Here is a 25434-nt window from a genome sequence, read left to right on the forward strand (position 1 = left end):
TTTATCCTCTTTGTTACATGCTTTAATGGTGTTAATCATTACAAAGGCTCTCTGAATATGAAACAATTGCTCACAGCACTCCTATTTACCACCAGCATGACGGTAAGCGCCAACAACAGTGAATTCACTGCAAAACAGCTACAACAAGTAGATGAGGTGCGCACCACCGCCCTTAAAAGTGATTTAAGCTATCAATTACTAGAATCACTCACCACTGAAATAGGCCCGCGCCTACCAGGCACCGAAAACGATAAGAAAGCCGTTGCTTGGGCAAAAGCAAAGTTTGATGAATTGGGCTTTGATAAAGTCTGGTTAGAAGAAGTAACCTTCCCTGAATGGCGTCGCTATAGCGAAAGCGGAAAAATACTCACTCCAAGCGAGCAACCTCTGCATTTAACAGCACTGGGTAACAGCATTAGTACACCCAAAGAGGGGATCAGCGCACCTGTCGTCTTATTCGAAACCCTTGACGAATTAAAAGCTGCACCGGCGAATAGCTTAAAAGGTAAAATTGCTTATATTAATTACCGTATGAACCGTGATATTGACGGCAATGGTTATGGCCCCGCGGTAAAAGCCCGTGCTACCGGAGCAATTGAAGCGGCTAAAAAAGGCGCCGTTGCCTATATGATGCGCTCAGTTAGCACTGGCCACCATCGCTTTGCACATACCGGCGGTAGCTATTATAAAGAAGGGGTAACTAAAATACCTAACGTGACTATTGCCAATCCTGATGCTGACCAAATAGCACGATTAGTCGCATTAAACAAAGACGTGTCGGTTAATATTAATGTACAAACCGAAAACCTAGGCGAGGGCACTGGTTATAACGTCATTGGCCAATTTAATGGTACTGAAAACCCTGAGCAATATGTACTTATTGGTGGACACTTAGATTCGTGGGATTTAGGTACTGGCGCTCTGGATGATGGCGCTGGCGTTGCCTTAACCATGGCAGCAGCAAAGCATATTAGTGATGTAAAACGTCCTAAGCGCAGTATTCGCGTTGTGCTTTTTGCAGCTGAAGAACTCGGCCTTTGGGGCGCAAAAGCGTATTTTGCAAAGCATAAAAATGAGCTTAATAACATTGTGGCTGCTGCAGAGTCTGACTTTGGTGCTGATGTAGTTTATGGCTTTGAATCAAATGTAAACGCAGCTTCACTGCCAGTAGTGCGCGCGATTGCCAAAGAACTTGCGCCATTAAATATTGAATACATTGGCCAAAATGAAGCTAAAGGCGGACCCGATCTCATCCCATTTAAAAATGCAGTTTCTGCACCTATTTTTGAACTGGCACAAGATGGTACTGACTACTTTGATTACCACCATACAGCGGATGACACCCTTGATAAAGTAACCCCCGCTAAACTTCGTCAAAACACCGCTGCTTATGCTGTATTTGCGTTAATGGCCGCCGACGCTAAAACGACCATTAAACCAAAAGCACGCACTAAAGAGTAACAGACATAATTACTTACAGTTTGCTGCTTTAACTAATACGCTCATTGTTTTAACTTAAAGAGAATTAAAACAGGGAGCGTATTTTCATGCTGCTTTTCAATACCAGTCAGTCTTTTCCTCATTTTACACAAGTACAGTGCTGCCCTAATTGCAAAAGTAACAGCTATCACTTAGTTAACCAAAGCCGCTTTTTGCGCTTTACTATTCTTCCTATAGTTCCGATAAAGTTGAGCTATAAACGCGAGTGCTATCAATGTGGACATTGTGAGCCTACAAGCATTAAAAAGTTACCCCTGTTCGAAAAGCTAAGCCTACCCAAATACTGTATTGGGTTAGTTTTATTGCTGTGGGTATTGTTATTTTTTTACCAAAAACACCTTAATGCTGAGGCACTAAAACAAAGTTATTTAACCAACCCCAAAGCCTACGATACCTATTTAGTAAAGGCCGATAAATTCACTCATGAACCGTGGACACTGACTAATTTAAAAGTAGCGCAAGTGCTGAGCTTTGATCAGCAATTTATAACGTTTCAGGTGAGTAATTACAGCTATAAGCGCAGCAGCGCTATAACCACAGCAATGCGTGCCAGTTTATTAGTGCAAAGAGATTACTTTTCGTCTAAAACCATCACCCTGCCTCGTAATGAAATAAAACGCTTATACAAGGATGACATTATATTCGACGTACTGCGCCCCTATGCAAATAGTTTATATGGTGGATTTGTGATGTTTCCGCCACAGCCAAAACCTTTATATAAAGGAGTAAAGCTCGATAAAAATAATCAACAAGGAATTATGTACCACAAAGATGGGCAATACGATGAAGCGCTAGAAAGCTTTACTCTTGCAGCGCAAACAGGTTCTCAATGGGGGCAACTAAATCTGGCGCAAATGTATCGCGACGGGCAAGGCACAGAGAAAAACGCCCCACAAGCTATTTATTGGTATAAAAAAGCCATTGCTCAAGGTAATAGCAAAGCTAAACACGAGCTTGAGCAATTATGTAAAAGTGCACAATGTGAATAATGTAAAGTAGCGCGATTACGCCGCGCTACTATGGGTTTTAAAGAGCTTAGTATAGGTTACATGCATAATAACAATAACCAAACCCGCAACCACACCAAGTAAGCCATCAAATACTAAAGGGGCTAGCATCTCACCTACCCCACCTAAAGTTGACTGGGCATAATGTATGATATCAATCTGCGTATGATGCAGTAACTCAACACCATGCACTAAAATTCCACCCCCCACTAAAAACATGGCGATTGTACCTGCAAAGGCTAAAAACTGCATAAGTCGGGGAGCTGCTGCAAGTAGGCCTTTACCCAGTAATTCTTTAAATTTATTCGCAGAGAGTTTTGATTGGTTAAGTAAATACAATCCAGCATCATCAAGTTTTACAATTCCAGCTACCAGTCCATAAACACCAATTGTCATGATGATAGCAATAACACTTAGCACCAGTGCTTGATTCATTAACGTAGCCCCAGCCACAGTCCCTAAGGTAATTACAATAATTTCAGCAGACAGAATAAAGTCAGTACGAATAGCACCTTTTACTTTTTGCCTTTCATATTCAACTAAATCTAACTTTTCATCATCATCTATCGTTTCCTCATGGTGAGGTAAAAAGCGAGCAAATACTTTTTCAGCGCCTTCAAAACATAAAAATAAACCACCCATCATTAAAAGTGGCGTAATTAGCCAAGGCAACCACACACTAATTAATAACGCAGCCGGGACTAATATCGCTTTATTTAAAAACGACCCTTTTGCCACCGCCCATACTACCGGCAGCTCTCTATCGGCAGTGACCCCTGTAACTTGCTGCGCATTGAGCGCCAAGTCATCTCCTAGTACGCCTGCCGTTTTTTTAGTCGCAACTTTGCTCATAGTCGCAATATCATCAAGTAAGGTCGTTATATCATCAAGTAATGTTAAGAGGTTAGTGCCAGCCATGATATTCCCTAGCTAAAAATAAGAGCTTAAACATAACGTAAAGCCTTATTTTCACCAACGGTTAATTTAGCTTTGCTAAGCTCTTAATTAACCAAGCGACTAAATAAGTAAAACACAACCTAATGAAACACTACGCCACTACTATTGCTTTAATAGCGCTGGTTGCATGCAATGAGCAACCCATTACAACTAACTACATGTGCGATAACACCGCTGCACAGCTAGATATTATTAGCAACAAACAGGCGACGCTCCGCTTTAATAAGCATGATTATTTATTAACTCATGAGGTGAGTGCTTCTGGTAGCAAATATATTAATACCAAGGTACTGTTTTGGAGTAAGGGCGAGCAAGCTATGCTAATAATTGACGGTAAAAAATATCAATGCATAAGCAATTAACCATTAACTAACAACATATTAAAAAACTTGCTACACTAACAAAAGTCTTAATATTGTTGATAAAGTTATGCATTCTATCGCTATAAAACATAAAATAATTTTAGCCTTTTCAGCTATTGGCCTGTTAATGCTTACCAGCTGCATATTTTTTTACTGGTCACTCCATCAAATCAGTACCACTAACTCGCGCATAGAAACGCTAGCGGTTCCGGTACAGCAAGCGAGTAAAGACCTGCGTTTATCGCTACTTTCAATTACTAAATTTAACGCCATTGCTTACAGCCAAACTAAACTTGATTTACTACTGCAAAATAAAAAGCAAGCACACGCAGAGCAAACACAGTTTTTTAATAAATTAGAGACGCTAAAAGCGCAAGTTGCCAAGCAACAAAGTATGCAAACATTACTTGTTACTATTCATAATGACTTCACTGAGCTAAATACAATAAGCAACGACATGCTGGCAGCAAAAGAGCAACGCTTTAAGGCGCAAAGTACCGCCGCAGCACTGACAGTTACCTTTAATGAACAGCTTCGCGATCTGAGTAACCAATTACTTGATATAGAGCTTATAAACGTAGCAGGCAACCAGCAATCGCTTTTAAATGCAGTCTTTGGCACAGCGACTCGAATTGATGATTTATTATTTACTCTAAACAATAATGTCAAAGGCATCGGGCAAGTAACCACCTCTGAAGATATCAATGCCCACCAACAGGACACTTCTTTTTTACTCGATAATATTCAATCTAATCTTAGTTATTTAGAGCAACAAGCCTCTCCTATTGCAAATAAGCTCAACGCCAATGAGTTAATAGCGGCGTTTAACGATTTAAGCAGCCTATTAAATAATCCTGATGGGCTGTATGCATTGCAGAACACTGTACTCAATAGCAAAGACAAGGTTGATCAGCGGTTTGAAAGTTTTCAACATGCTTTTATCATTATAGAAAATCAGCTAATTGAGCTTAATAAACTTGCAGACACGCGCTTTGACTCCCTGCAAGAGAGCGCTAAGTCAGCAATCAATACCGGCTCTAGCTTAGTTATTATTATTGCTTTTGTTTTAATTGTTTTGCTGGTTATTATTTCAGTGTTTACTACTAACGCCATGCTAAAACCACTTAAAAAGGTGAATAAAGAACTCGCACGCATAGCCTCAGGTGACTTTTCACAGCGTAGTAATCCTCTAAGTAAAGACGAATTTGGTACCCTGCTGCATAATACCAATAAGCTTTGTGATGATTTAACTCACCTAATAAAAGGGATCAGTAACGACGCCTACGAACTCGATAATTCAGCCATTCAAACCAGTGAAAAAGGGCAACAAATGACCATCGTTGCTAAGCAACAGCTGGAACGCAGCGCACAAGCAACCTCATTAGCGCAACGTATGCTACAAAGCTCACAAGCCGTTTACGAACAAGCGCAGAGTACCTCAAATGAAATAACGAATGCCTCGCAGTTTGCAAATGATGTCAATGACATTGCAAACAACAATAGCCAAAGTATTGAATCTCTTTTAAGCCGCTTAGATAAAGCCGTCAGCAGCACCGAGGAGCTTGCACAATACACCCAACTGATTGGCGCGATTGTTGATACGATTAGCAGTATTGCAGAGCAAACCAATTTGCTAGCGCTTAATGCGGCCATTGAAGCAGCAAGAGCCGGTGAACATGGTCGAGGATTTGCCGTAGTGGCCGATGAAGTGCGTTCGCTTGCAGCACGAACACAAAGCTCCACTAGCGAAATAACCACCATGATCAACACACTACAACAACATACTCAGACTACCCAAGCTGAAATAAATGATGGTCAACAACAAGCCAAACATTGTGTTGAAAATAGTACTGAACTAAATGCAGCCGTTGAGCGTATCAAAAGCACGTTAGTATCGGTCAATGCAATGAGCAAAGACATTGCCCATTCATCGCATGAACAACTTGCAAACAGCACTGATATCCAACAAATAATGGCTAAGGTAACCGATCATGCCACCTTAAATGCCGACAATGCGACGACCCTAGCAAGCGAAAGTGAAGATGTTAACCAACTTGCACACTCTTTAAAAGGTGCGGTAGAGCGCTTTAAGTTTTAAGTGCAAGTAATGACTTGGCTTGCATGAACTGGGTATAATACTTTTAACTTTTTGCTAAGTAACGGCCCACAATGAAATACAAAGATCTACGCGATTTTATCGATTTACTTGAAAAACGAGGCGAATTAAAACGCATCAGCCAAGAAATCGACCCGTATCTTGAGATGACCGAAATTGCCGATCGCACACTGCGTGCTAAAGGCCCCGCTTTATTATTTGAAAACCCGAAAGGGTATGACATGCCTGTTCTAGCTAACTTATTTGGTACACCTAAGCGTGTAGCAATGGGCATGGGCCAAGAAGATGTCAGTGAATTACGTGAAGTTGGTAAGTTATTGGCATTTTTAAAAGAGCCAGAGCCACCAAAAGGCATTAAAGAAGCCCTTGGACAAATTCCGGTATTTAAGCAAGTCCTTAATATGCCAGCCAAAGAAGTAAAAAAAGCGCCTTGCCAACAAGTTATTTTACAAGGTGACGATGTTGATTTAACCAAGCTTCCTATTCAGCATTGCTGGCCTGGTGATGCTGCGCCTTTAATTACTTGGGGTTTAACCGTTACCAAAGGGCCTTATAAAAAGCGTCAAAATTTAGGGATTTATCGCCAGCAGTTACTTGGCAAAAATAAAATTATTATGCGTTGGTTATCTCATCGTGGTGGCGCGCTTGATTTTCAAGAGTGGTGCAAAGAACACCCTGGTGAGCCGTATCCGGTATCAGTGGCATTAGGGGCTGATCCTGCCACAATTTTAGGGGCGGTTACTCCGGTCCCCGATACATTAAGCGAATATGCTTTTGCCGGTTTATTGCGTGGCAGTAAAACGGAAGTGGTTAAGTCTATTTCGAATGATTTACAAGTACCGGCCAGCGCAGAAATCGTGCTTGAAGGGCATATTATGCCAGGTGAAATGGCACCTGAAGGCCCTTATGGCGACCATACGGGTTACTATAATGAAGTCGATGACTTTCCCGTTATGACAGTCACTCATATTACTCATCGTAAAGACCCTATTTATCACAGTACCTTTACGGGTCGTCCGCCTGATGAGCCAGCTATTTTAGGGGTGGCTTTAAACGAAGTATTTGTGCCAATTTTACAAAAACAGTTTCCAGAAATCGTTGATTTTTATTTACCGCCAGAGGGCTGCTCGTACCGTATGGCCGTGGTTACGATGAAAAAACAATACCCCGGGCACGCCAAGCGCGTAATGATGGGGGTTTGGTCATTCCTAAGACAGTTTATGTACACTAAATTTGTTATTGTCTGCGATGATGACATTAACGCCCGAGATTGGAACGATGTAATATGGGCTATTACCACCCGTATGGATCCTGCACGCGACACCACGTTAATTGAAAACACGCCAATAGACTATTTAGACTTTGCATCGCCTGTCTCTGGCCTTGGTTCAAAAATGGGCATGGATGCAACCAACAAATGGCCTGGCGAAACAACCCGTGAGTGGGGCGAACCTATTGTTATGGATCAAGCCACTAAAGATCGCGTTGATGAACTTTGGGATAGCCTAGGTATTCTTTAACGACTTTGGTCTAGGCTATAAACTCACCCTGCGGATATGCTACTATTGCTCAAATAAAGTGCGTATCCGCTAATTTAAGGTAAAACATGCAAACATTACACGCTGACGTTGTTTCTATCAGTCCACTAACAGAATTTGTTCATAAAGTTATTTTAAAGCCGCAGCAACCCGTCACATTTGAAGCTGGCCAATATTTACAATTGGTTTTAGGTGAAAAAGATAAACGTGCGTTTTCAATTGCAAGCCGTCCTTCACAAACGGATGCTATAGAATTACATATTGGTGCTTCAGTTGCTGACTCATATGCTATGCAATCGCTAGAGCACCTTCGTAGTGCCCACAATAATAATCAAACAGTGACTATTGAAGCGGGCTTAGGTGTTTCTCAACTACGTTTGCAGTGCGAGCGCCCCATTATTTTACTTGCTGGCGGCACAGGCTTCTCTTACGCAAAATCAATGGCCGATCACCTTGCTGAAATAAATTGTCAGCGCCCAGTGCTATTTTATTGGGGTGTTAAAGAAGAGTCTGCGCTGTATGCACACAGCGAAATGAAAGCTTGGGCAGATAGTCATAAGCACTTCGAATTTATTCCTGTGGTAGAAAATCCTACTGACAGCTGGACTGGCCATACTGGTTATGTGCATAAAGCGGTAATGGACGATATCATCTCGCTTGAACCTTACGATATTTATATGGCAGGTCGTTTTGACATGATAGGCATAGTGCGCGATGACTTTATTAGCCACGGTGCCATTCGCGAAAACATGTACGCGGATGCATTTGCTTTTATAAAATAACAGCAAATGCATCATTTTTAAGGCACCTTAGGGTGCCTTAATTGTTTTTATTGCCCGCCATTACCGCTGCGATGATTGTTATTACCTATTAAACTCATCAACATAAACAATTTCCTAAAATCCAATCTATAAACCATACTTTGTATAGAACATTCAGCGGGAGAAACCTAAATGCTAAATACAAAAGTAAAAGATTTTATGCAACACAAGTTGCCTCATATCACCCCTAATACAGAAATGACGACCGCCATTGCAGAACTACAAAAATTTAAATTGCTTGGTGCCCCAGTATTTGATGATAACAAGCTTTTAGTCGGCTTTATCTCTGAGCAAGAGCTACTAAAACCGCTAATGCAAAGCAGTTATTTTTGTGACGGTATGGTAAAAGTGTCGCAGTTGATGCAAACAGAAGTTGTGACGGTCAGCGGTGATACCAATATCATGGAATTAGCAGAACAAATGCAACCTGGTAAGCCAAAGAATTATCCCGTGGTTGATGGTGACGTTGTAGTTGGCATGATCAGCCGTGCCGATATTTTAAAAGCACTTTATGATAATTACGTTAGCTGTCAAACCCACATATAAACAAAAATGCCACTGTAAACAGTGGCATTTTTAATCGTATGGGTGATTAACGCTGTGCGACTTTGGTTTTGAGTGCCTGTTTATCTGCATCACTTAAATACGCAATTTCAAGTGCATTGGCTTGCGCTTTTTCCATATCAGCTTGCGATAAACCAGCTTGTGGCGCTGCAGTTGCGTATTCGTACTCAATTTCAATCCCTTCAACAGCCGGATCATCGGTATTAATGCTGGCCAAAATGCCATGATCTAAAAACTGTTTAAGCGGATGCTTAGTTAAATCATTCACTGTGCTGGTTTGAATATTACTGGTTAAGCACGATTCAATACCAATACGGTTATCACGTAAATAATCCATTAGCGTTGAGTCTTCAATCGCTTTAACGCCATGCCCTATTCTGCTTGCGCCAAGCTCGTTTAATGCTTGCCAAATACTGGCAGCACCCAATGCTTCGCCAGCATGCACGGTAACCGCTAAATATGCATCGCGTACTTGTTTAAAGTGATCAACAAACAGTTCACCAGGGTAACCAATTTCGTCACCGGCTAAATCAACCGCGACCAAATCATTTTTAAAAGCAAGTAAAGCATCCAGCTCGTGTTGACAGGTTTTAACACCGTAAGTACGAGATAAAATACCAATTAAGTTTGCTTTAATATCAGCATCTTTTGTTGCACTTTTAATACCATCGACCACGGCTTCAACAACGCCCTGAGGATGTAAACCTTGGCTTTGTGCCATGTAGTAAGGGCTAAAACGTAGTTCTACGTAATCAAGGCCTTGCGCTTGTGCATCTTCAATGTTTTCTATTGCAATTCGTCTACAGGCATCGTAATCACCCAGTACCGTGACCCCCCAATCAAGCTTTTGTAAAAAAGCCATTAGGTTTGGCTCAGGATCAATAACCTGAACATGAGGAATAAGTGCCTCAACATTATCTGCTGGTAAAGCTATATTAAACTGACGACCAAGTTCTAGTATGGTTTGCGCGCGTACATTCCCATCTAAGTGACGGTGAATATCTAGCAAAGGTATTTTTCTATTAATCATAGTAGCTACTCGGTTGAATTAAAATTGCGCGAATGATACGCAGGTACTGTAATATTTCAAGTGTAGAATATTTAAAATGGCGCTTGGAGGTCTTATGTCTGCCTTTTGTACAAAAATAACTGTTACTTATCTAAACGAGATAAATAATACCAAAGCGTTTTAAATAGCTCATCAGCTTCAATAGGCTTGGTCATGTAGCTATCCATTCCAGAGGCAATCGCTTTTTGAGCGTCTTGTTCGTGAGCGTTGGCGGATAAACCAATAATAGGTAAATCAAAAAAACCTAACTCATTACGAATCACTTTTGTTGCTTGTAAACCATCCATATTAGGCATTTGAATATCCATTAATACTAGGTCGTAGTTTTTTTCGCTAAGCATCGCAATCGCTTCTAAGCCATCATTTGCGATATCAGCAATACCGTGTTTAGTTTCTAAAATAGCACTTACAACATGTTGGTTTAATGGGTTGTCTTCCACTATAAGTAATTGATATTTTTCTAAAGAAATATTACTCACATCAATTTTTGATAAAGCATCAGCACTGTATTTGGCTTTTGGCAGCGATGAATGAACTGGTAAGCTAAAAGTAAACGTAGATCCATGCCCCTCACTGCTTTTTAAATCAATAGCCCCTCCCATCAATTCGACCAATTTTTTACAAATACTCAAACCTAAACCAGTACCACCGTACTGACGTGACGTTGAGCTATCTGCTTGAGAAAAGGGTTTAAAAAGCTGTTTTTGAGCTGCAGAGCTAATGCCAATCCCGGTATCGTTAACACTAAAATATGTCATTTTTGATGATTGCCAAATCTTTAACGTAATACAGCCCTTTGCGGTAAATTTTACTGCATTATTTAATAAATTAAGCAGAATTTGCTTTAAACGAATAGGATCGGTATTGAGAATTAAATGCGCATCGCTGTCATACTCTAATTTTAAAGAAAGCGATTTACTCTCCACCTCAAATTGCATTAAACCAACGATGTCCTCGGCTAATTGCTTGAGGTTCACAGGCTCTTGCGTTAACTCAAGCTTACCGGCTTCCATTTTAGAAAAATCGAGTACATCGTTTAACACTCTTAATAATACACTTAGAGCACCATCAGCTTGCTCTATATAGCCTTTTGCTTGCTGCCAATCCTGTTGTTGTAGCGCTAAATAGTGCATACCCTTTATGCCATTTATTGGCGTGCGTATTTCATGACTCATGTTGGCTAAAAACTGACTTTTTATAGCACTGGCTTCATCGGCCTTTTGTTTTTCTTGGCGTAGCGTGAGTGTTTGCTTTGCCACTTGTTCGCGAATCCGAATATTGGTAGCCGTCACAGAGATCAAAAATATAATCAACAACCACACAAATAACATACCCACTATTTGCGCTAGCCAGTATATGAACCACGATGATTTTAAAACGGGTTGATGCAGCTCAACGCGCCACATTCGCTGACCAATTAGCAACTGATATTTTTTTAGTAACACCATAGAATGATGCTCTGCAATATAAAGTGCCTGCTGTTTTTCAGCATTATTAATATCAAAAAAACTAATCGCAATACGCTCATTAGAGTCAAACGACAGCGACTTAGAAAGTTTAGCTAAGCTAACTACGGCAACAACAAATCCTTTAAAATCGCCTTCTGTTACCACATTTCCAAAAACGGGATACATAAAAAATACACTTAATTCTTCGTTATTCGGTATCAGTGCTGTCGGTTCACTGATCACCAATTCATTAAGTACTTTAGATTTAGTGAGTGCTGTGCGTACTTGCTCGTTTGAACCTAAATCAAACCCAACAATATCTTTCATTCCCCTAAGTGGGTTTATATATTTTACGGGGTAATAGAGCTCTCGATAGGGGGCTTTTTGCCATTGCCCATTCGCTGATTTTTGTTTGATAAACGGGTTTTCGCTATCAACTTGCTCAATCGATGATTGATACTCGGCACGAGAATCATCAGTAATCGCAGGAACCCATTTAAAAGCAAGTATTTCTTCACTGTAGCTTAATTGTTTAGCTGTAAACTGCGTAAACTCACTAAAACTAACGTCTTCACTATTTGCTAAAAAACCACTTAATAAAGATAGATGCGCAATGATCTCATCTAACTTTTGATTTATAGCGCTTTGAGTCGCAAGCACTTTCGTTTCTTGCTTTTGAGTGTCTTTTTGTTTTTTTACACTCGCTGCACCATAAAAACTAATACTAATAATCGCATAAATAAGTAATGCAGGAACAATAACTTGTAGTCGATGGCGCATTTCAGAATAGTGAAATACAGCTAATAGTAATGGGGTAAAAATTAATACGCCAATGCTGTCACCTATCCACCAAGTAATAAAATTATCCAGCGCATTCGCAGCAGGGATGATCTGGTTAAATACTAATAAGCTCGTACCAGCAATGGCGCCTATAACACAACAGACAGGACCTGCAATTACTAAGCTTTGAATACTCAATTTTATCGATGAAAGGTCTAGAGGGGCTTTTATTACTTTTGTAATTATTTGCGCGCCAAGCCATGCTTGCAAAAAAGCAGCGAAGCTGAGGCCCACTGCATGTAACAAAATTTGCCAGTTTAAAATATCTGTAACATGGTCTAAATGAATTAAATTAATCAGTAAAGAACCAGCAATAATGCCTAAGTAAGCGCGATGGCGCCATAATAAAAAACTGGCTAGTGCAATGCCTGCAGGTGGCCAAGAAGCCACGGCATAACCGTCTACTGCGAGTAATAAATTACTAAGATAACCGGTAAAAAAATAAGCGCATGCAAGACTAAAAGAGAGTGTAAACACATTTTTCATAGCCTTCGCTCCTGCGCTTTTAATTATTGATTTATAAAATATAATCCATTATTGATAGAGCACAAGCGCCTTATCTAATTGTGCGCTGTGTTTATAGCTTAGTATAGCTTGTTGTCGATACTGTGATTTGTTATCGCTATTAAGCGCTTTGTCGAATACTCGTGCAGCTAAATCATAATCACCTTGGGCATTCGCTAAACACGCCAGCGCTAATAATAACGCGTTATTGTGCTCATCTTTTTTCAACCGTTCTTGAATGCTTGATTGCAGCTTGTAAGCATTACTTGGCGCAGCTTCACGTAAAATGTCGGCAAGCTCAGTGTGGTGCTTAGCGTGTTTGAGCATTTTAATTAACTCGTTTTCAACACTCGCCAACTGCCCTGTTTTTGCCATTTGAGTTAAGTACGCAGTGTGCGCATGTGCTTGTAATTTCTTACCTAATTGCTGGTACTTACTTGTTAGCTCATCACTTGCTTGAGCAGCAAAATAAGCTAAAAACACCTGCTGCCACTGCTTATCGCTCAATGCATCTTTACGTAATAAGCGCGGTAAAAAGTCTTCTAATATTTTAAAGTGTTGCTGTTGCACCAACACTTCAGTGTACAGTTTAAGCTCAAGTACCGTGGCTTTTTTAGATTCAGCCGCCATCCGTATTTGCGGTTCAATAACACTGCTGTCGCCACTGGCTAACCATAGTTTAGCCACTTTTAGTTGCTGCTCAGGGCTTATTTCAAACAAGTATTCCAGCGCTTTATCGGGTTGATTATTTGCCAGTGCAGCTTTTGCTAGTAACGCCAACCGTATGTCTAAAAATTTAGCTGGCACACTGTTACTTGATAACGCGCTTTCCACTTGCGCGTAATCGTCATTAATCAAGCTCCACAGTGCTTGCTCTATAGCTGCATGCTTGCGCTCTTGGCTGCGAGCAAAAAATCCATGTTTGGTATTTCTGTAAATAGATAAACAGTAGCGTACGAGTTTATAAGTTAAATACAAAGCCGCTGCGCTCAGTGCCGCCATAATACAAAACGAAACAATCGTACCTTCTATGGTGGTGTTATTAAATGAAATCAGCACATAGCCTTTTTCATCTAACACGAAAGGAGTGATCGCTAATACCAATACAATAGCGACAATAAAAATGATCAACCCTATCATTGTGCCCACTCCTTAACTTGCTGAGTACTTTGCAATGTCACCTCAGGGTTAAAGTTAAGCGGCTCTTTTTCAAGGTTTACTAAAGTTTGTAGTACCACTTTTGTGGCATTATCATTTTGCTTAAAGTATTCATTAACCAAACGTTTTGTGTCGTTTAAGGCGCTAAAATAGATGCTGGCTTGCTTGCTCATTAGCGCATCTTGCGCCTGAGTAATATTGAGCTTTATGCGCTGATTAATCAGGTGGCGCTCTCTATCAGTTAATAGCGGCTCTATTAATACCCCTTCGTGATGGCGAATTGTAATAAAGCTATCAACTATTTTATTCCAGCTATTTCGGATGTTTTGCTGCCAATCACTCATATTTTCAGAGAGCGCGTTTTCGTCAGTTACTGACGCTTCTTCTGGCAAATTAACCGCATTAAATACCAAGTTATCGATACGATCTTTTACACTATTTAACTGTAAGTAAATCGCCTCTGTTGCAACGGGTTTAATGCTATCGAGCGCTTGTATGTCTTGTATAATTGCTTGGCGTAACTCAAGCGTGCCTGGGTGATCGCTTAAAAGTGAATCTAAACGTTTAAGCACTGCACTTGTGCCTTGGTAATCTTGTTCAGCCCACAATTTAAATTCAGCCATGCGTTGTAAGCTGGTCACTTCTTGTGGGTTTAATGTATTACCACTTTGCTGCACTTTTTGCAGTGCTGCTTTTAATGCTTGCTGATTTTTTACAGAGTTTTCATTGAGCGCCATAGCAATTTGCTCTTCGCTCTTTTGTAACGCTTGCTGTAGACTGAGTTGCTCAGACTTAAGCGCTTGCAGCTCTTGCTGCAAAATCTTATTTTGCTCTGTTAATGCATTAACCGCTAAATTTTGCACTTTACCGGCATTGAGCTTTTGATAAAACTCATAACCCACGCCACTAGCAACAAGTAACGAAATCACCAACGCTAAACTGCCCACCTTACTCACTTTATGGGTATTATTTTGCGTTTGATTATTGGCTTTTGCAGTGTCGTTTTTAGCGGTATTAGACGTGTTATTGGCTATTGGTTGCGCTGCTGCTTTTTCTACTTTTGACGTCGCTGACTGTTCACTCATTTTGCTACCTTGCTGATTAATGCAGGCAAACATAGCGTGGTCGCTAGCCCCTGCCGCAGTATGTATATGTGTCGAATTTATTTTTTGCTGTTGTAAATAATCGCCAATACGCTCACTGGCAACATAAAATTCGCACTGTTGTAACCATGTTAGTTGCGCCGCGGTAAGGGTATTAAAAATGGCATCAACGGCGGCATTACTAGTAATGACTATACCGTGTACATTCTGGCTTTGCCAGTGGTCTATCCAGTCAGCGGGTTGTTGCGCTATCGGCTCACGCTGATACACCACACAATTATTTAAAAAAGCACCGCGTTGTTTTAAGGTTTTTGCTATCTCAGGCCGCCCACCAATACCTTTAACCAACACGATATTACTGCCATCAACCTCAGCCAATGACTTAAGCGCCAGCAACCCCTCAGAATCATGTTGTTTTGGCAGAGCCGCACGTACACCAAATACTTCATAAATGGTGTCGGCTGTTTGTTGGCCAACACCATAAAACTGCGCTTTGGTGTTAATTGCAGGCTTAAGCGCACTCAGTGCATGTACTGCATCTTGCGAAACAAAAATAATTTTGTCGGCATTAACCAACGGGCTTAGCTCAACGCTGGTTGGGGTTAAATACGTTATTTTTAGAACAGGACATAAAGACGCTTGATAACCCGCTTGCTCAAGTTGCTGTGCAAGGGCTGCGCCTTTTCCTTCGGGCCGAGTTATCAAGATGTGTTTCATTATGCGTCTCGATATACGTCAGCAAGGATTTTATCTGCGCCTTGTGCTAAGAGTTTTTTAGCCAGCTCAACTCCTAATTTTTCCGCATCATCAACATGCCCACTAATTTCATCGCGTAAAATTTCGCTGCCATCAATTGCCCCAACTAAACCACGTAAATGCACTTGCTCGCCATCAACCAGTGCATAAGCACCAATCGGAACTTGGCAGCCCCCTTCTAAGTGGCGGTTCATTGCGCGCTCAGCATTAACACGAATACGAGTTTCACTGTGCTCCAGCGGTGCTAATAAGGCTTTAGTAACTTCATCATTCATACGGCATTCAATACCGACAGCACCTTGACCATTAGCAGGTAACGACACTTCTGGCTCAATAAAGTCACGAATACGTTCACCCATTTCTAAACGAATTAGCCCAGCCGCTGCGAGTATAATCGCATCGTATTGACCACTATCAAGCTTTGCTAAACGTGTATTTACATTGCCACGTAAGTCACGAATTTCTAAATCTGGACGCAACGCTCTGATTTGGCATTGGCGACGTAAACTTGAGGTGCCAACAATGGCGCCTTGCGGTAACGCATCAATATTGGCAAAATTATTTGAGACAAACGCGTCACGCGGGTCTTCACGCTCACAAATAACGTGTAACTCTAAATCATCTGGAAATTCGACTGGCACGTCCTTCATTGAATGCACTGCAATGTCTGCTCGCCCATCAAGCATGGCTTGTTCTAGTTCTTTTACAAATAAGCCTTTACCACCAATTTTAGCCAGTGGTGTATCTAAAATAATGTCACCTTGAGTCGACATAGGCACCAGCTCTACACGCACGTCATCGTGAAAATGCTCTAGCTGCGCTTTTACAAATTCAGCCTGCCACAGTGCCAATGCACTTTTACGAGTAGCAATGCGAACTAACTTTGTTTTTTCAGTCATAAAATATCCATTAATAATTACTGGGGTCTGTTGACCTTCCAGGATTAAAACCTGTTCTATCTGAGGGCGATTTAATCAGCTAAAATTCTAAATTCTTTTTGCGCAATGAGTAAGCCTCGCTCATCAACCACATCAACGCGCCAATTCCCTAGCTGGGAATCCATAATATTTTTAGTTGAGTAAGTTCGGTAGCGCGGAGAAGTAACTTTGAGCGACACTTCCGCCATCACTTCCCCTTCAAATAACCAAATGTGCTTTACCTGCTGACCTTGTAAGTTTTTAAGCTCACTAAAAAATGACAATGATTCTTCAAATTGGCTTAAACGCACATCGGCGGCAAATACATTGGTTGGTTCACGATTACTCACACTGCGCGTCAATACGGCGCGGCTAATAGTAGCTGTATCTATTTTGGCACCAATGGCCACACTCGCAACTTGTGCTGATTCAGCAAATACTTTTTGCTCAGCCGGTTTTTCACTGGCCGTTTCGGTTTCAGGCGTTTGGTTATCTGTTGCAGCCATGGCTGCTTCTTCAGGCTCAGCAGTGATCGTTGGCTCTACTTCTTGCTCAATAATACTTTGTTGAACTTCAGGCTCTGATGTTACTTGTTCGGTAATAGGAGCTGGTTTTTGCTCACCTGGGGAAAGGATTTTAGGTGCTGCAATTGCGACACTGCTCAGCAGCTCCTCATCAGCATCTGTTGCGTTTTCACTCTCTGCTGATGCTGCAGTATCATCGCTTAACGACACAATTGCTGTTTGTTGCTCAGTAGAATCGAACTGCTCATTAGGATGCTGCGCCCCTTGATCAGCATTCACAGCGCTAGACAGGCCGTAAATAACCGCTGCAGAGGTCATAATCACCAACATAGAAATACTCACAATCCGACGCCAATGCCACTCATAGCTCACGCTGGGTTCGCTAACCTGTGGTTCACGTTTTACATTTGCTGTTATTACTATTTTTTGACTCATTTTGACCCTCAGCGGCTCCTAAACTAACTTAAGCGAGAAATTAACCATTGGCGCACAGCTTGTAACTCTTGTGTACAAACCTGATGCCCCATAGGGTATTCTTGCCAACTCACATCCATGTTATGCGTTGATAATACTTCAAACGCACTTCTACCCGCGCTATGCGGTACAACGTCATCTTGGCTCCCATGAGCCATAAATATATTTAGCTGTGTTTGCTTTGCTTCATCAGCCAATTTATGTGGCACACACATATAGGTTGATAGTGCCATAACGCCAGCAAGCTTTTGCTCTAAACGCGGGGCTAAATGTAGCGATATGACGCCACCTTGTGAAAATCCCGCTAAAATAATTTTGTTCGCCGGTATGCCGTTAGCAATTTCTTGCGTTATTAATTGCTCAACTTTTGCTGCAGACTCCCTAACCCCTTGTTCATCTGCACGTTTGTCTAAATCCATCGATTTAATGTCATACCATGAGCGCATCTGCATACCGCCGTTAATAGTAACAGCCTGCATAGGCGCATGCGGAAATACAAAACGCACACCTAGTTCACTGGGTAAATCGAGCTGTGGCGCTACTGGGGCAAAACCATCACCTGAATCACCCAAACCATGTAGCCAAATAACCGTGGCTTTATGCGTCCCCTGAGCTGGGTATTGAACAAACTCTAAACTCATAGCGATGATTGCCACTTAATTTCTTGACCCGCTTGACGTGTTGACGCTTCATTGATGAAACTCCAAAACTCTGCGCCTGAGCGGTTATCAATCCATTGACCATCACGCATTTCAAAATGGTGACCGTTAAATTTTGTTGCCACCCACACTTGATGCAACGGTGCTTGCTTATTAATCACAATTTTACTGCGATCTGGAAAAATAATTTCTAAAATACCTTGAGCCGATTCATAATCTAAATCTGCTTCACAATCATCAACTTGTTCTTCAATTGTGAACATAAGAGCTTCTGCTAACTGGTGATATTCGTGATCAGTCATCGTTAATTTCCTTTGCAGGCAAGACGCCTAAATAATGGGTGCATGTTTGTACAGCTAGTGTAACAGGAATAAAATCATCCGCGAATAGCTGCATTTTTTAGATATTCTGTTACTCTGCGATTATAAAGCCAGCAACCATATTAATCTAATGAAAGCGACATATACCTTACAATTAAAACAACTATTAATCAGCACCGTTTTGTTGTGTGCGTTAGCTGGCTGTGGTCAAAGCGGCCCGCTGTACTTACCAGAGCAGCCTACTGAACAAAATCAGCCAACAGACACCCCCAACAAGCAAACACCTATTGAGCAAAAACAGGAGCAGTAAATGGATTTTTTTAATTATAAAAACAACCAACTATTTGCTGAAGATGTCAGCGTAGCAACGATTGCACAGCACTATGGTACACCGTGTTATGTGTATTCAAGAGCGACGTTTGAACGCCATTATTTAGCGTTTGCCAATGCAGCTCAAGATCATAAAAGCCTAGTGTGCTACGCCGTTAAAGCAAATTCAAATATTGCAGTATTAAATATACTGGCGCGACTTGGTGCGGGTTTTGACATTGTTTCAAAAGGCGAGCTCGCGCGGGTCATCAAAGCGGGAGGCGCAGCCAATAAAGTGGTGTTTTCTGGGGTTGCTAAAACCGCTGACGAAATTGCTTATGCGTTAGAATTAGGTATTAAATGTTTTAACGTTGAATCAATCTCAGAGCTTGAGCGCATTTCAGAAGTAGCGTGTGAGCTTAATCTAGACGCGCCAATTTCTATTCGTGTTAATCCTGATATTGATGCTAAAACACACCCGTATATTTCTACTGGCCTAAAAGAAAACAAATTTGGCATTGGTATCGAAACCGCGTTAAGTGTGTACCAACATGCTGCGTCGTTACCTGGCTTAAATATAGTTGGGGTTGATTGTCACATTGGCTCACAGCTGACACAAACCAAACCGTTTTTAGAGGCGCTTGATAAACTACTGGCATTAATTGATGAGTTAAAAAATACAGGTATTGAATTAAGCCATTTAGATATTGGTGGAGGCCTTGGCGTAACCTACAACGACGAACAGCCTCCCCACCCGAGTGAGTATGCAGCACAAGTAACACAGCGCCTTACTAATTATCGCCACCTTGAACTGATTTTTGAACCAGGGCGAGCTATTGCCGCCAACGCTGGGATTTTAGTGACTCAGGTTGAGTTTATTAAGCAAAATCAAGACAAGTACTTTGCGATTGTTGATGCGGGTATGAACGACATGTTGCGCCCATCACTTTATCAAGCGTGGCAAAAAATTATTCCTGTATCGGTGCGTGATGACGAAACACCTACCCACAACTATGATGTAGTTGGGCCGGTGTGTGAAACCGGTGACTTTTTAGGTAAAGACCGCCCTCTAGCACTCAAACAAGGTGACTTATTAGTGCAGCGTAGCGCTGGAGCATACGGCTTTACAATGAGTTCAAATTATAACTCACGCCCACGGGTTGCCGAAATAATGGTAGATGGTGAGCAACATCATCTTATTCGCGAACGCGAAACCATCGAGAGCCTGTACCAAGGTGAGAAAATTTTACCATAAACGTTTTTGTTACCTAGCTGCTCTGTGGCATGATTAGCGCAGAGCAAAACCGAATTAGAGCGCTATGTTAGTTAATTTTTCCAAAATGCACGGCTTAGGTAACGACTTTGTTGTGATTGATAATATTACACAAAACGTTTTTTTATCCCGTGATCAAATCAAAAAGCTGGCCGATCGCCATTTCGGCATTGGGTTTGACCAATTACTGATGGTTGAAGCCCCTTACTCACCCGATCTCGATTTTCACTATCGGATTTTTAATGCCGACGGCCACGAAGTAGAACAATGTGGTAACGGCGCCCGTTGCTTTGCCCGCTTTGTGCGCATGAAAGGCTTAACCAATAAACATAAAATTAGCGTTTCAACTAAATCGGGTAACCTCACCCTGTATATTGAAAAAGACGGCCAAGTAACGGTTAACATGGGACACCCTAATTTTGAGCCGAGTAAAATCCCGCTTAAAGCAACCAAACGTGAGCTGACTTATATTATTCGTGCAGAAGAACATACCGTTTTTAGTGGTGCTGTTTCTATGGGTAACCCGCATTGCGTCATGGAAGTAGACGACATTGAAACGGCACAAGTGAGTACCCTTGGCCCGTTGCTTGAAAATCATGAACGTTTTCCACAGCGCGCAAATATTGGCTTTATGCAGGTTATTTCTCAAGAACACATTAAACTCAGAGTGTGGGAACGTGGTGTAAGCGAAACACTTGCTTGTGGTACCGGTGCGTGTGCCGCTATGGTGATTGGCTTTATTCAAAACAAGCTCACCAGCACAGTGCAAGTTGATTTACCAGGCGGTAGCTTACAAGTTCGCTGGAGTGGCGAAGGCCACCCAGTGCGTATGACAGGCCCCGCTGAACATGTATTTGATGGGCAAGTTGCACTATGAGTGAATTAACTAAACAGCAAGTAATAGATTACTTACAACAGCACCCTGATTTTTTAATAAATCAACCTGCGCTATTAGCGCAACTTGAGTTACAACAGCAAGTTCAGGGGGCGACTTCGTTAGTACATATTCAGCAACGTCAACTACGTGAACATAATACTCAGTTAAAACATCAAATCGAGACGATGACCAAGTATGCCACGCAAAATGAACTCGTGTACCGCTTGTTCAGTCAATGCCATCGTCAGCTTTGGAGCAATTACGACTTTAATACTTTGGCAAGTAACTTACGCAACATTATTTGCATGAGCCCGACTATTAATGAGTGCAAACTCGTAAGATACGACAGCGCGTTTGAGGGCTTAGTAAAGCATAGATTGTCAGATAGTAATCATTATTTAGGGCGGGTAAATCAGCAAGAGCGCGACTTACTCTTTAACGAGGATACCCAATCGACCGCCCTGTATTTAATTGGCGAACCCACTAACCCCTACGCAATTTTGGCTTTTGGCAGCCACGATGAGAACCACTTTGAGCCCTCACAAGATAACTTATTTGTGTTAGATTTTGTACGCTCATTACAAATACGGTTACTGGAACTGGCATGAGCGACGACACGCCAAATATTAGCGACTTAAGCGATAGCTGGCGTACACCCATTACATTATTTAGTGATTACTTAAAATTTGAACGCCAGTATTCAGCGCACACCGTCAATCAATATGTTAGCCAATTAGGTTTTGCCGCCTTGTATTTTAATAAGCTATGCGACAATTGGTTTGCCGTACAAAGTGAGTACATTCGCCGTTACAGCATGGCGCTGCGCGCTAAGCAACTGAGCGGCAGAACAATCAGCTTAAAGCTAAGCTGCATTCGAAGTTTATATAAGTTTTTAAAAGCAAAAAATATTACTGAGCAACCGCATTATCATAACCCCGCGCAAGGGATAAAAGGCCCTAAATTTGCCAAGCCTTTACCTAAAAATCTTGATGTTGACCAAATGGCACGTTTACTCGAAATACCCGATGACGATCCACTTGCCATTCGAGATAAAGCCATGATGGAACTCATGTATTCATCAGGTCTGCGCATTAGCGAGTTAGTTGGTGCTAACATGCAGGATATAAATGCCCGTAATGGTGAAATACTGGTACGTGGTAAAGGTGCAAAAGAACGGCTAATACCGGTTGGCTCTAAGGCCCTTGAGGCATTAAAGAAATGGCTCGCGGTTCGGCCGCTATTTATGGGCGCAAACGAACACGCGGTATTTTTAAGTAGTAAAAAAAACCGTATCTCTGTGCGCCAAGTCCGTTTGCGAATGCAAGAATGGGGCATTAAACAAGGTATAAGCTCACAAGTGCATCCGCATAAATTACGCCACTCATTTGCGTCGCATATTTTAGAATCGTCTGGCGATTTACGAGCAGTACAGGAGCTATTAGGCCACAGTAGTTTATCTGCAACCCAAGTTTATACTCATTTAGATTTTCAGCACTTGGCTAAGGTGTACGACAACACCCATCCACGTGCTAAAAAACGAACCGATTAGGGTAATAACCATGATCCGATTTAATCGCGCAATTTCTCCTTTTTCTGTACTAAGCTTTGACTTAGACGACACCTTATACGACAACCGCCCAATCATAACCGCAGCCGTTCAGGCGCAAATTGATTATTTAAATGCGCTGCCAGGCTATAAAAAACAGGGGCCACAGTTTTGGCAACAATGCCGTGAGCGAGTTGTTCAACACCAACCTGAACTCATTGATAACGTCACTCAGTGGCGTAAACATACCCTACGCTTAGTTTTGTCTGAGCTTGGTTTTAAAGACGATGAAGTAGAGCATCATGCACACAGTGCTTATCAAGCATTTGCTGATGCGCGCAGTAATATTGAAGTGAGCGAAGACGTACTAACATTGCTCGATAAACTAAGCCAGCACTACAAATTAATTGCCATTACTAACGGTAATGTAGAGGTTGAGCGTTTTAATTTAAAAGATAAGTTTGAACTGGTGCTGCAAGCTGGCTTGCACGGTAAAGCTAAACCACATACGACCTTATTTGATCAAGCTGCAACACATTTGCGTATTAACAACAGTGAAATTTTACACATAGGTGACAGCCTTGATAGCGATGTGCAAGGTGCTAATAACGCTGGCTGCCAGTCTGTGTGGTTAAATAATCAAGCACAAGCCTATGCCTACAAAGGACTTGCTGATATTGAAATAACCAACATTCATGCGTTAACCCACTTAATTGGTAAATAAACTATGCTTGTTTTATTGGCTCAATTGAATATAAATCAATCATAAGATAGGTTAGGGGTAATTACTTAACAATATCTTATAATAACAAGGACAGCGTATGACGCTTACAAACTACTTAACAACGCTCGCGAATGAGCCTAAAAGCATTGCTTTTGCTGATACTATGGCCGTTATTGATGAGCATTATACTTTTACAGCGTGCAGTTTTAGTAACCATGGGTTATTGAGCTCTGCGAGTGAAAATAACGGTTCATGCAAAATTTTTGCGTTTGCTAAGCTCAATGGTCTTAGTAAGCAAAATACATTAGATTGTTTTGGGGCATTTTATCGCGAAGACGTACTAAACAACCCAGATGCAGACGATCACATGAATATTCGCACCTTTATGTTAGCGCCCGAAGCCACCCCATTTTTAGGTATTACCTTTGATGGTACGCCATTAACAGCAAAAAAATAACGCTCCAATCAGCGTTATTTAGCCACTATTAGCGGTTTTTCCATAAAGTAACGAGTGCCATTAAGTGGGTAATTATCAAGTTGATATTTAACTTGGTAACCCCGTTTTTCATAAAAAGGCTTGGCTTGAAAATCTAAGGTGTCAAGCTGAGCCTGAGCAGCGCCTTGTTCAATTGCCGCGTGTTCTAATGACATTAATAACGAATCAGCCAAGCCATTGCCTCGTACCGATTCATCGCACCATAACCAGCTTATTAGCAACCAGTTACCAAACACATGACCGCTTATGCCTGCAACTAACTCACCTTGTTTATCGAGATATTTAAAGCCAAGAGGTTGACGCTGTGCGTCGAAGTGCTGAGCATTAAACTCAAGCATGTGCGCGCGCAGTGCTTGATTTAATTGCTCAGAATTATCGGGATGTAATAGGTACATTGGATGATTCCAAATAAACCTATATTAGCAAATACCTGATATTAAAACAGGTTGTTTTGCCCAAAGGGCACTTCGAGCATATTACTGGAAATTTTTTCTGGTTGACCACACATTTCATCATAAGCACTGGTGTGCCTTAGCATCATTTGTGCATAGGCGATATCTTCAAAGCGTTTTTGAATATGTAATGGGCTTAGTGCCTTCACAAATTCACCATTACTTTCTTGTACATAGTATTCAACATTATTAATGACAACAGACACTTGGTACAAGGCCATTTCCAGTGAATGAACAACCACTTTTTGTAATGGCTGATGCTTTTTTAGTTCTGAAAATTGAATACCCATAGTAACCTACCTACTGTTAAATTAACTGTCCAAGTAATCAATACGCAGCTTTGCTATAATCGCGATCAATATTTTTTAATTACACTGCATTATGGATACAAAAATTCGACTCGCTAAATACATTGCTCATGCCGGTATTTGCTCACGAAAACAAGCGTCGCGCTTGATTGATGAAGGCGTTGTCATGGTTAATAATCGCCCCGCTAATCATATTGATCATGTGGACGAAAACGACCGTGTTATCGTTAATGGTCACGCCATTAAAGGCCCAGCCGATTTAGTGTACTTTGCCTATCACAAACCGGTAGGGATTGACTGTAAACTCAATCATCACGACCCCAGCAGCCTTATCCATCACCTGCCTCAACTTACCCGTGTTTACCCTATTGGCCGCCTTGATAAAGATTCTCGTGGTTTAATTATCTTGACCAACGACGGAGACTTTTGTAATCAACTGATTCATCCAGACTTTCATCAACCCAAACGCTACTTAGTCACTGTGAATAAACCATTAGACGCGCATTTTTGTGAAAAAATGGCAGCAGGCGTCCCCGTTGATAAGCAAATAACACGACCTTGTGAAGTAGTTAAAATAGCGAGTAATCAATTTAGTATTGTTTTAAAACAAGGGCTCAACAGGCAAATACGTAAAATGGCGCATTACTGTGGCTACACAGTCATTGATTTATACCGCGTACAGATCAGTGAATTACTATTAGATAATTTAAACCTCCCAGAAAACCACTTTATAAAAATTAACAAAAACGATATTTTAAGCCAATAAGCTCACACTAATCCCCTCCCTTTAGCGTGATTAAAAAACAAAAAAT

Annotated in this window: 26 protein-coding genes; 15 read left to right on the forward strand and 11 right to left on the reverse strand. The window is 41.4% G+C overall.

The window, feature by feature from the left end; genetic code table 11:
• The first annotated feature begins 57 nt into the window (after nucleotides 1–57).
• Together A9479_RS08225 and A9479_RS08230 are read left to right on the forward strand one after the other, a co-directional pair.
• The gene (locus tag A9479_RS08225) at nucleotides 58–1461 is read left to right on the forward strand and encodes a M20/M25/M40 family metallo-hydrolase (protein ID WP_064663169.1); all 1404 of its coding nucleotides are present in this window, start codon (nucleotides 58–60) and stop codon (nucleotides 1459–1461) included.
• An 86-nt stretch (nucleotides 1462–1547) separates the two neighbouring features.
• Nucleotides 1548–2489 carry a tetratricopeptide repeat protein gene (locus A9479_RS08230; protein WP_013463743.1) on the forward strand — a complete coding sequence of 314 codons (942 nt, stop codon included), beginning with the start codon at nucleotides 1548–1550 and terminating at the stop codon, nucleotides 2487–2489.
• Between the two features lie 15 nt (nucleotides 2490–2504).
• On the opposite strand, the gene A9479_RS08235 is transcribed toward A9479_RS08230, so the two are convergent.
• Nucleotides 2505–3425, reverse strand: a complete 921-nt coding sequence (locus A9479_RS08235; RefSeq protein WP_058153983.1) for a DUF808 domain-containing protein — start codon at nucleotides 3423–3425, stop codon at nucleotides 2505–2507.
• Between the two features lie 122 nt (nucleotides 3426–3547).
• Between A9479_RS08235 and A9479_RS08240 the strand changes: the two genes are divergently transcribed.
• The 5 genes from A9479_RS08240 (at nucleotide 3548) to A9479_RS08260 (ending at nucleotide 8847) form a co-directional block, all read left to right on the forward strand.
• Nucleotides 3548–3826: an MliC family protein gene (locus A9479_RS08240; protein WP_058153982.1), complete on the forward strand. Its 279-nt coding sequence runs from the start codon at nucleotides 3548–3550 to the stop codon at nucleotides 3824–3826.
• A gap of 67 nt (nucleotides 3827–3893) precedes the next feature.
• Nucleotides 3894–5924: a methyl-accepting chemotaxis protein gene (locus tag A9479_RS08245; protein ID WP_064663170.1), complete on the forward strand. Its 2031-nt coding sequence runs from the start codon at nucleotides 3894–3896 to the stop codon at nucleotides 5922–5924.
• 71 nt (nucleotides 5925–5995) lie between these two features.
• Complete coding sequence (ubiD, locus tag A9479_RS08250; RefSeq protein WP_013463739.1) at nucleotides 5996–7462, forward strand: 4-hydroxy-3-polyprenylbenzoate decarboxylase; 1467 nt, start codon at nucleotides 5996–5998, stop codon at nucleotides 7460–7462.
• Nucleotides 7463–7548: 86 nt separating this feature from the next.
• Nucleotides 7549–8262: an NAD(P)H-flavin reductase gene (gene fre, locus A9479_RS08255; RefSeq protein WP_064663171.1), complete on the forward strand. Its 714-nt coding sequence runs from the start codon at nucleotides 7549–7551 to the stop codon at nucleotides 8260–8262.
• Nucleotides 8263–8433: 171 nt separating this feature from the next.
• Entirely contained in the window at nucleotides 8434–8847 is a 414-nt protein-coding gene (locus A9479_RS08260) for a CBS domain-containing protein (protein ID WP_013463737.1), read from the forward strand.
• A 46-nt stretch (nucleotides 8848–8893) separates the two neighbouring features.
• Here A9479_RS08260 and add read toward each other — a convergent pair whose 3' ends face one another.
• From add to cyaY, 8 genes are all read right to left on the reverse strand, one after another.
• Nucleotides 8894–9895, reverse strand: a complete 1002-nt coding sequence (gene add, locus A9479_RS08265; RefSeq protein WP_024601988.1) for an adenosine deaminase — start codon at nucleotides 9893–9895, stop codon at nucleotides 8894–8896.
• Between the two features lie 122 nt (nucleotides 9896–10017).
• Entirely contained in the window at nucleotides 10018–12708 is a 2691-nt protein-coding gene (locus A9479_RS08270) for an ATP-binding protein (RefSeq protein ID WP_064663172.1), read from the reverse strand.
• Between the two features lie 48 nt (nucleotides 12709–12756).
• A complete protein-coding gene (locus tag A9479_RS08275; protein ID WP_064663173.1) occupies nucleotides 12757–13866 on the reverse strand; it encodes a heme biosynthesis HemY N-terminal domain-containing protein in 1110 nt (369 codons plus the stop codon).
• Nucleotides 13863–15704, reverse strand: coding sequence for a uroporphyrinogen-III synthase (locus A9479_RS08280; protein ID WP_064663174.1), 1842 nt, complete (start codon nucleotides 15702–15704; stop codon nucleotides 13863–13865). Before A9479_RS08280 ends, A9479_RS08275 begins: the two co-directional genes overlap by 4 nt.
• The gene (hemC, locus tag A9479_RS08285; RefSeq protein WP_064663175.1) at nucleotides 15704–16642 is read right to left on the reverse strand and encodes a hydroxymethylbilane synthase; all 939 of its coding nucleotides are present in this window, start codon (nucleotides 16640–16642) and stop codon (nucleotides 15704–15706) included. Before hemC ends, A9479_RS08280 begins: the two co-directional genes overlap by 1 nt.
• A 71-nt stretch (nucleotides 16643–16713) precedes the next feature.
• Nucleotides 16714–17619: a DUF2914 domain-containing protein gene (locus tag A9479_RS08290; protein ID WP_064663176.1), complete on the reverse strand. Its 906-nt coding sequence runs from the start codon at nucleotides 17617–17619 to the stop codon at nucleotides 16714–16716.
• A 23-nt stretch (nucleotides 17620–17642) separates the two neighbouring features.
• On the reverse strand, nucleotides 17643–18299 hold the full coding sequence (locus tag A9479_RS08295) for an alpha/beta hydrolase (RefSeq protein WP_041695561.1): 657 nt from the start codon (nucleotides 18297–18299) through the stop codon (nucleotides 17643–17645).
• Nucleotides 18296–18619, reverse strand: coding sequence for an iron donor protein CyaY (gene cyaY, locus A9479_RS08300; protein ID WP_013463729.1), 324 nt, complete (start codon nucleotides 18617–18619; stop codon nucleotides 18296–18298). The genes A9479_RS08295 and cyaY overlap by 4 nt, the downstream gene beginning before the upstream one ends.
• A gap of 148 nt (nucleotides 18620–18767) precedes the next feature.
• Here cyaY and A9479_RS08305 point away from each other — a divergent pair, with 148 nt between their 5' ends.
• The 7 genes from A9479_RS08305 to A9479_RS08335 all read left to right on the forward strand — a co-directional run bounded on the left by A9479_RS08305 (nucleotide 18768) and on the right by A9479_RS08335 (nucleotide 23823).
• Nucleotides 18768–18947, forward strand: a complete 180-nt coding sequence (locus A9479_RS08305; protein WP_013463728.1) for a lipoprotein — start codon at nucleotides 18768–18770, stop codon at nucleotides 18945–18947.
• On the forward strand, nucleotides 18948–20201 hold the full coding sequence (gene lysA / locus A9479_RS08310) for a diaminopimelate decarboxylase (RefSeq protein WP_064663177.1): 1254 nt from the start codon (nucleotides 18948–18950) through the stop codon (nucleotides 20199–20201).
• 64 nt (nucleotides 20202–20265) lie between these two features.
• Complete coding sequence (dapF, locus tag A9479_RS08315) at nucleotides 20266–21096, forward strand: diaminopimelate epimerase (RefSeq protein WP_013463726.1); 831 nt, start codon at nucleotides 20266–20268, stop codon at nucleotides 21094–21096.
• Nucleotides 21093–21704: a DUF484 family protein gene (locus A9479_RS08320; RefSeq protein ID WP_064663178.1), complete on the forward strand. Its 612-nt coding sequence runs from the start codon at nucleotides 21093–21095 to the stop codon at nucleotides 21702–21704. Before dapF ends, A9479_RS08320 begins: the two co-directional genes overlap by 4 nt.
• Nucleotides 21701–22645 carry a tyrosine recombinase XerC gene (locus tag A9479_RS08325; RefSeq protein WP_064663179.1) on the forward strand — a complete coding sequence of 315 codons (945 nt, stop codon included), beginning with the start codon at nucleotides 21701–21703 and terminating at the stop codon, nucleotides 22643–22645. The genes A9479_RS08320 and A9479_RS08325 overlap by 4 nt, the downstream gene beginning before the upstream one ends.
• A gap of 10 nt (nucleotides 22646–22655) precedes the next feature.
• On the forward strand, nucleotides 22656–23366 hold the full coding sequence (locus tag A9479_RS08330; protein WP_013463723.1) for an HAD-IA family hydrolase: 711 nt from the start codon (nucleotides 22656–22658) through the stop codon (nucleotides 23364–23366).
• A 97-nt stretch (nucleotides 23367–23463) separates the two neighbouring features.
• Nucleotides 23464–23823: a HopJ type III effector protein gene (locus tag A9479_RS08335; RefSeq protein WP_013463722.1), complete on the forward strand. Its 360-nt coding sequence runs from the start codon at nucleotides 23464–23466 to the stop codon at nucleotides 23821–23823.
• 14 nt (nucleotides 23824–23837) lie between these two features.
• Here A9479_RS08335 and A9479_RS08340 read toward each other — a convergent pair whose 3' ends face one another.
• Both A9479_RS08340 and A9479_RS08345 read right to left on the reverse strand, forming a co-directional pair.
• Nucleotides 23838–24257, reverse strand: coding sequence for an N-acetyltransferase (locus A9479_RS08340; RefSeq protein ID WP_064663180.1), 420 nt, complete (start codon nucleotides 24255–24257; stop codon nucleotides 23838–23840).
• Nucleotides 24258–24298: 41 nt separating this feature from the next.
• Nucleotides 24299–24604, reverse strand: coding sequence for a DUF6482 family protein (locus A9479_RS08345; protein WP_013463720.1), 306 nt, complete (start codon nucleotides 24602–24604; stop codon nucleotides 24299–24301).
• 91 nt (nucleotides 24605–24695) lie between these two features.
• Here A9479_RS08345 and A9479_RS08350 point away from each other — a divergent pair, with 91 nt between their 5' ends.
• The gene (locus A9479_RS08350) at nucleotides 24696–25388 is read left to right on the forward strand and encodes a pseudouridine synthase (RefSeq protein WP_064663181.1); all 693 of its coding nucleotides are present in this window, start codon (nucleotides 24696–24698) and stop codon (nucleotides 25386–25388) included.
• The last annotated feature ends 46 nt before the right edge of the window (nucleotides 25389–25434 follow it).

It is taken from the genome of Pseudoalteromonas sp. MQS005, from assembly GCF_001661605.1.
Taxonomy (GTDB): Bacteria; Pseudomonadota; Gammaproteobacteria; order Enterobacterales; family Alteromonadaceae; genus Pseudoalteromonas; species Pseudoalteromonas tetraodonis.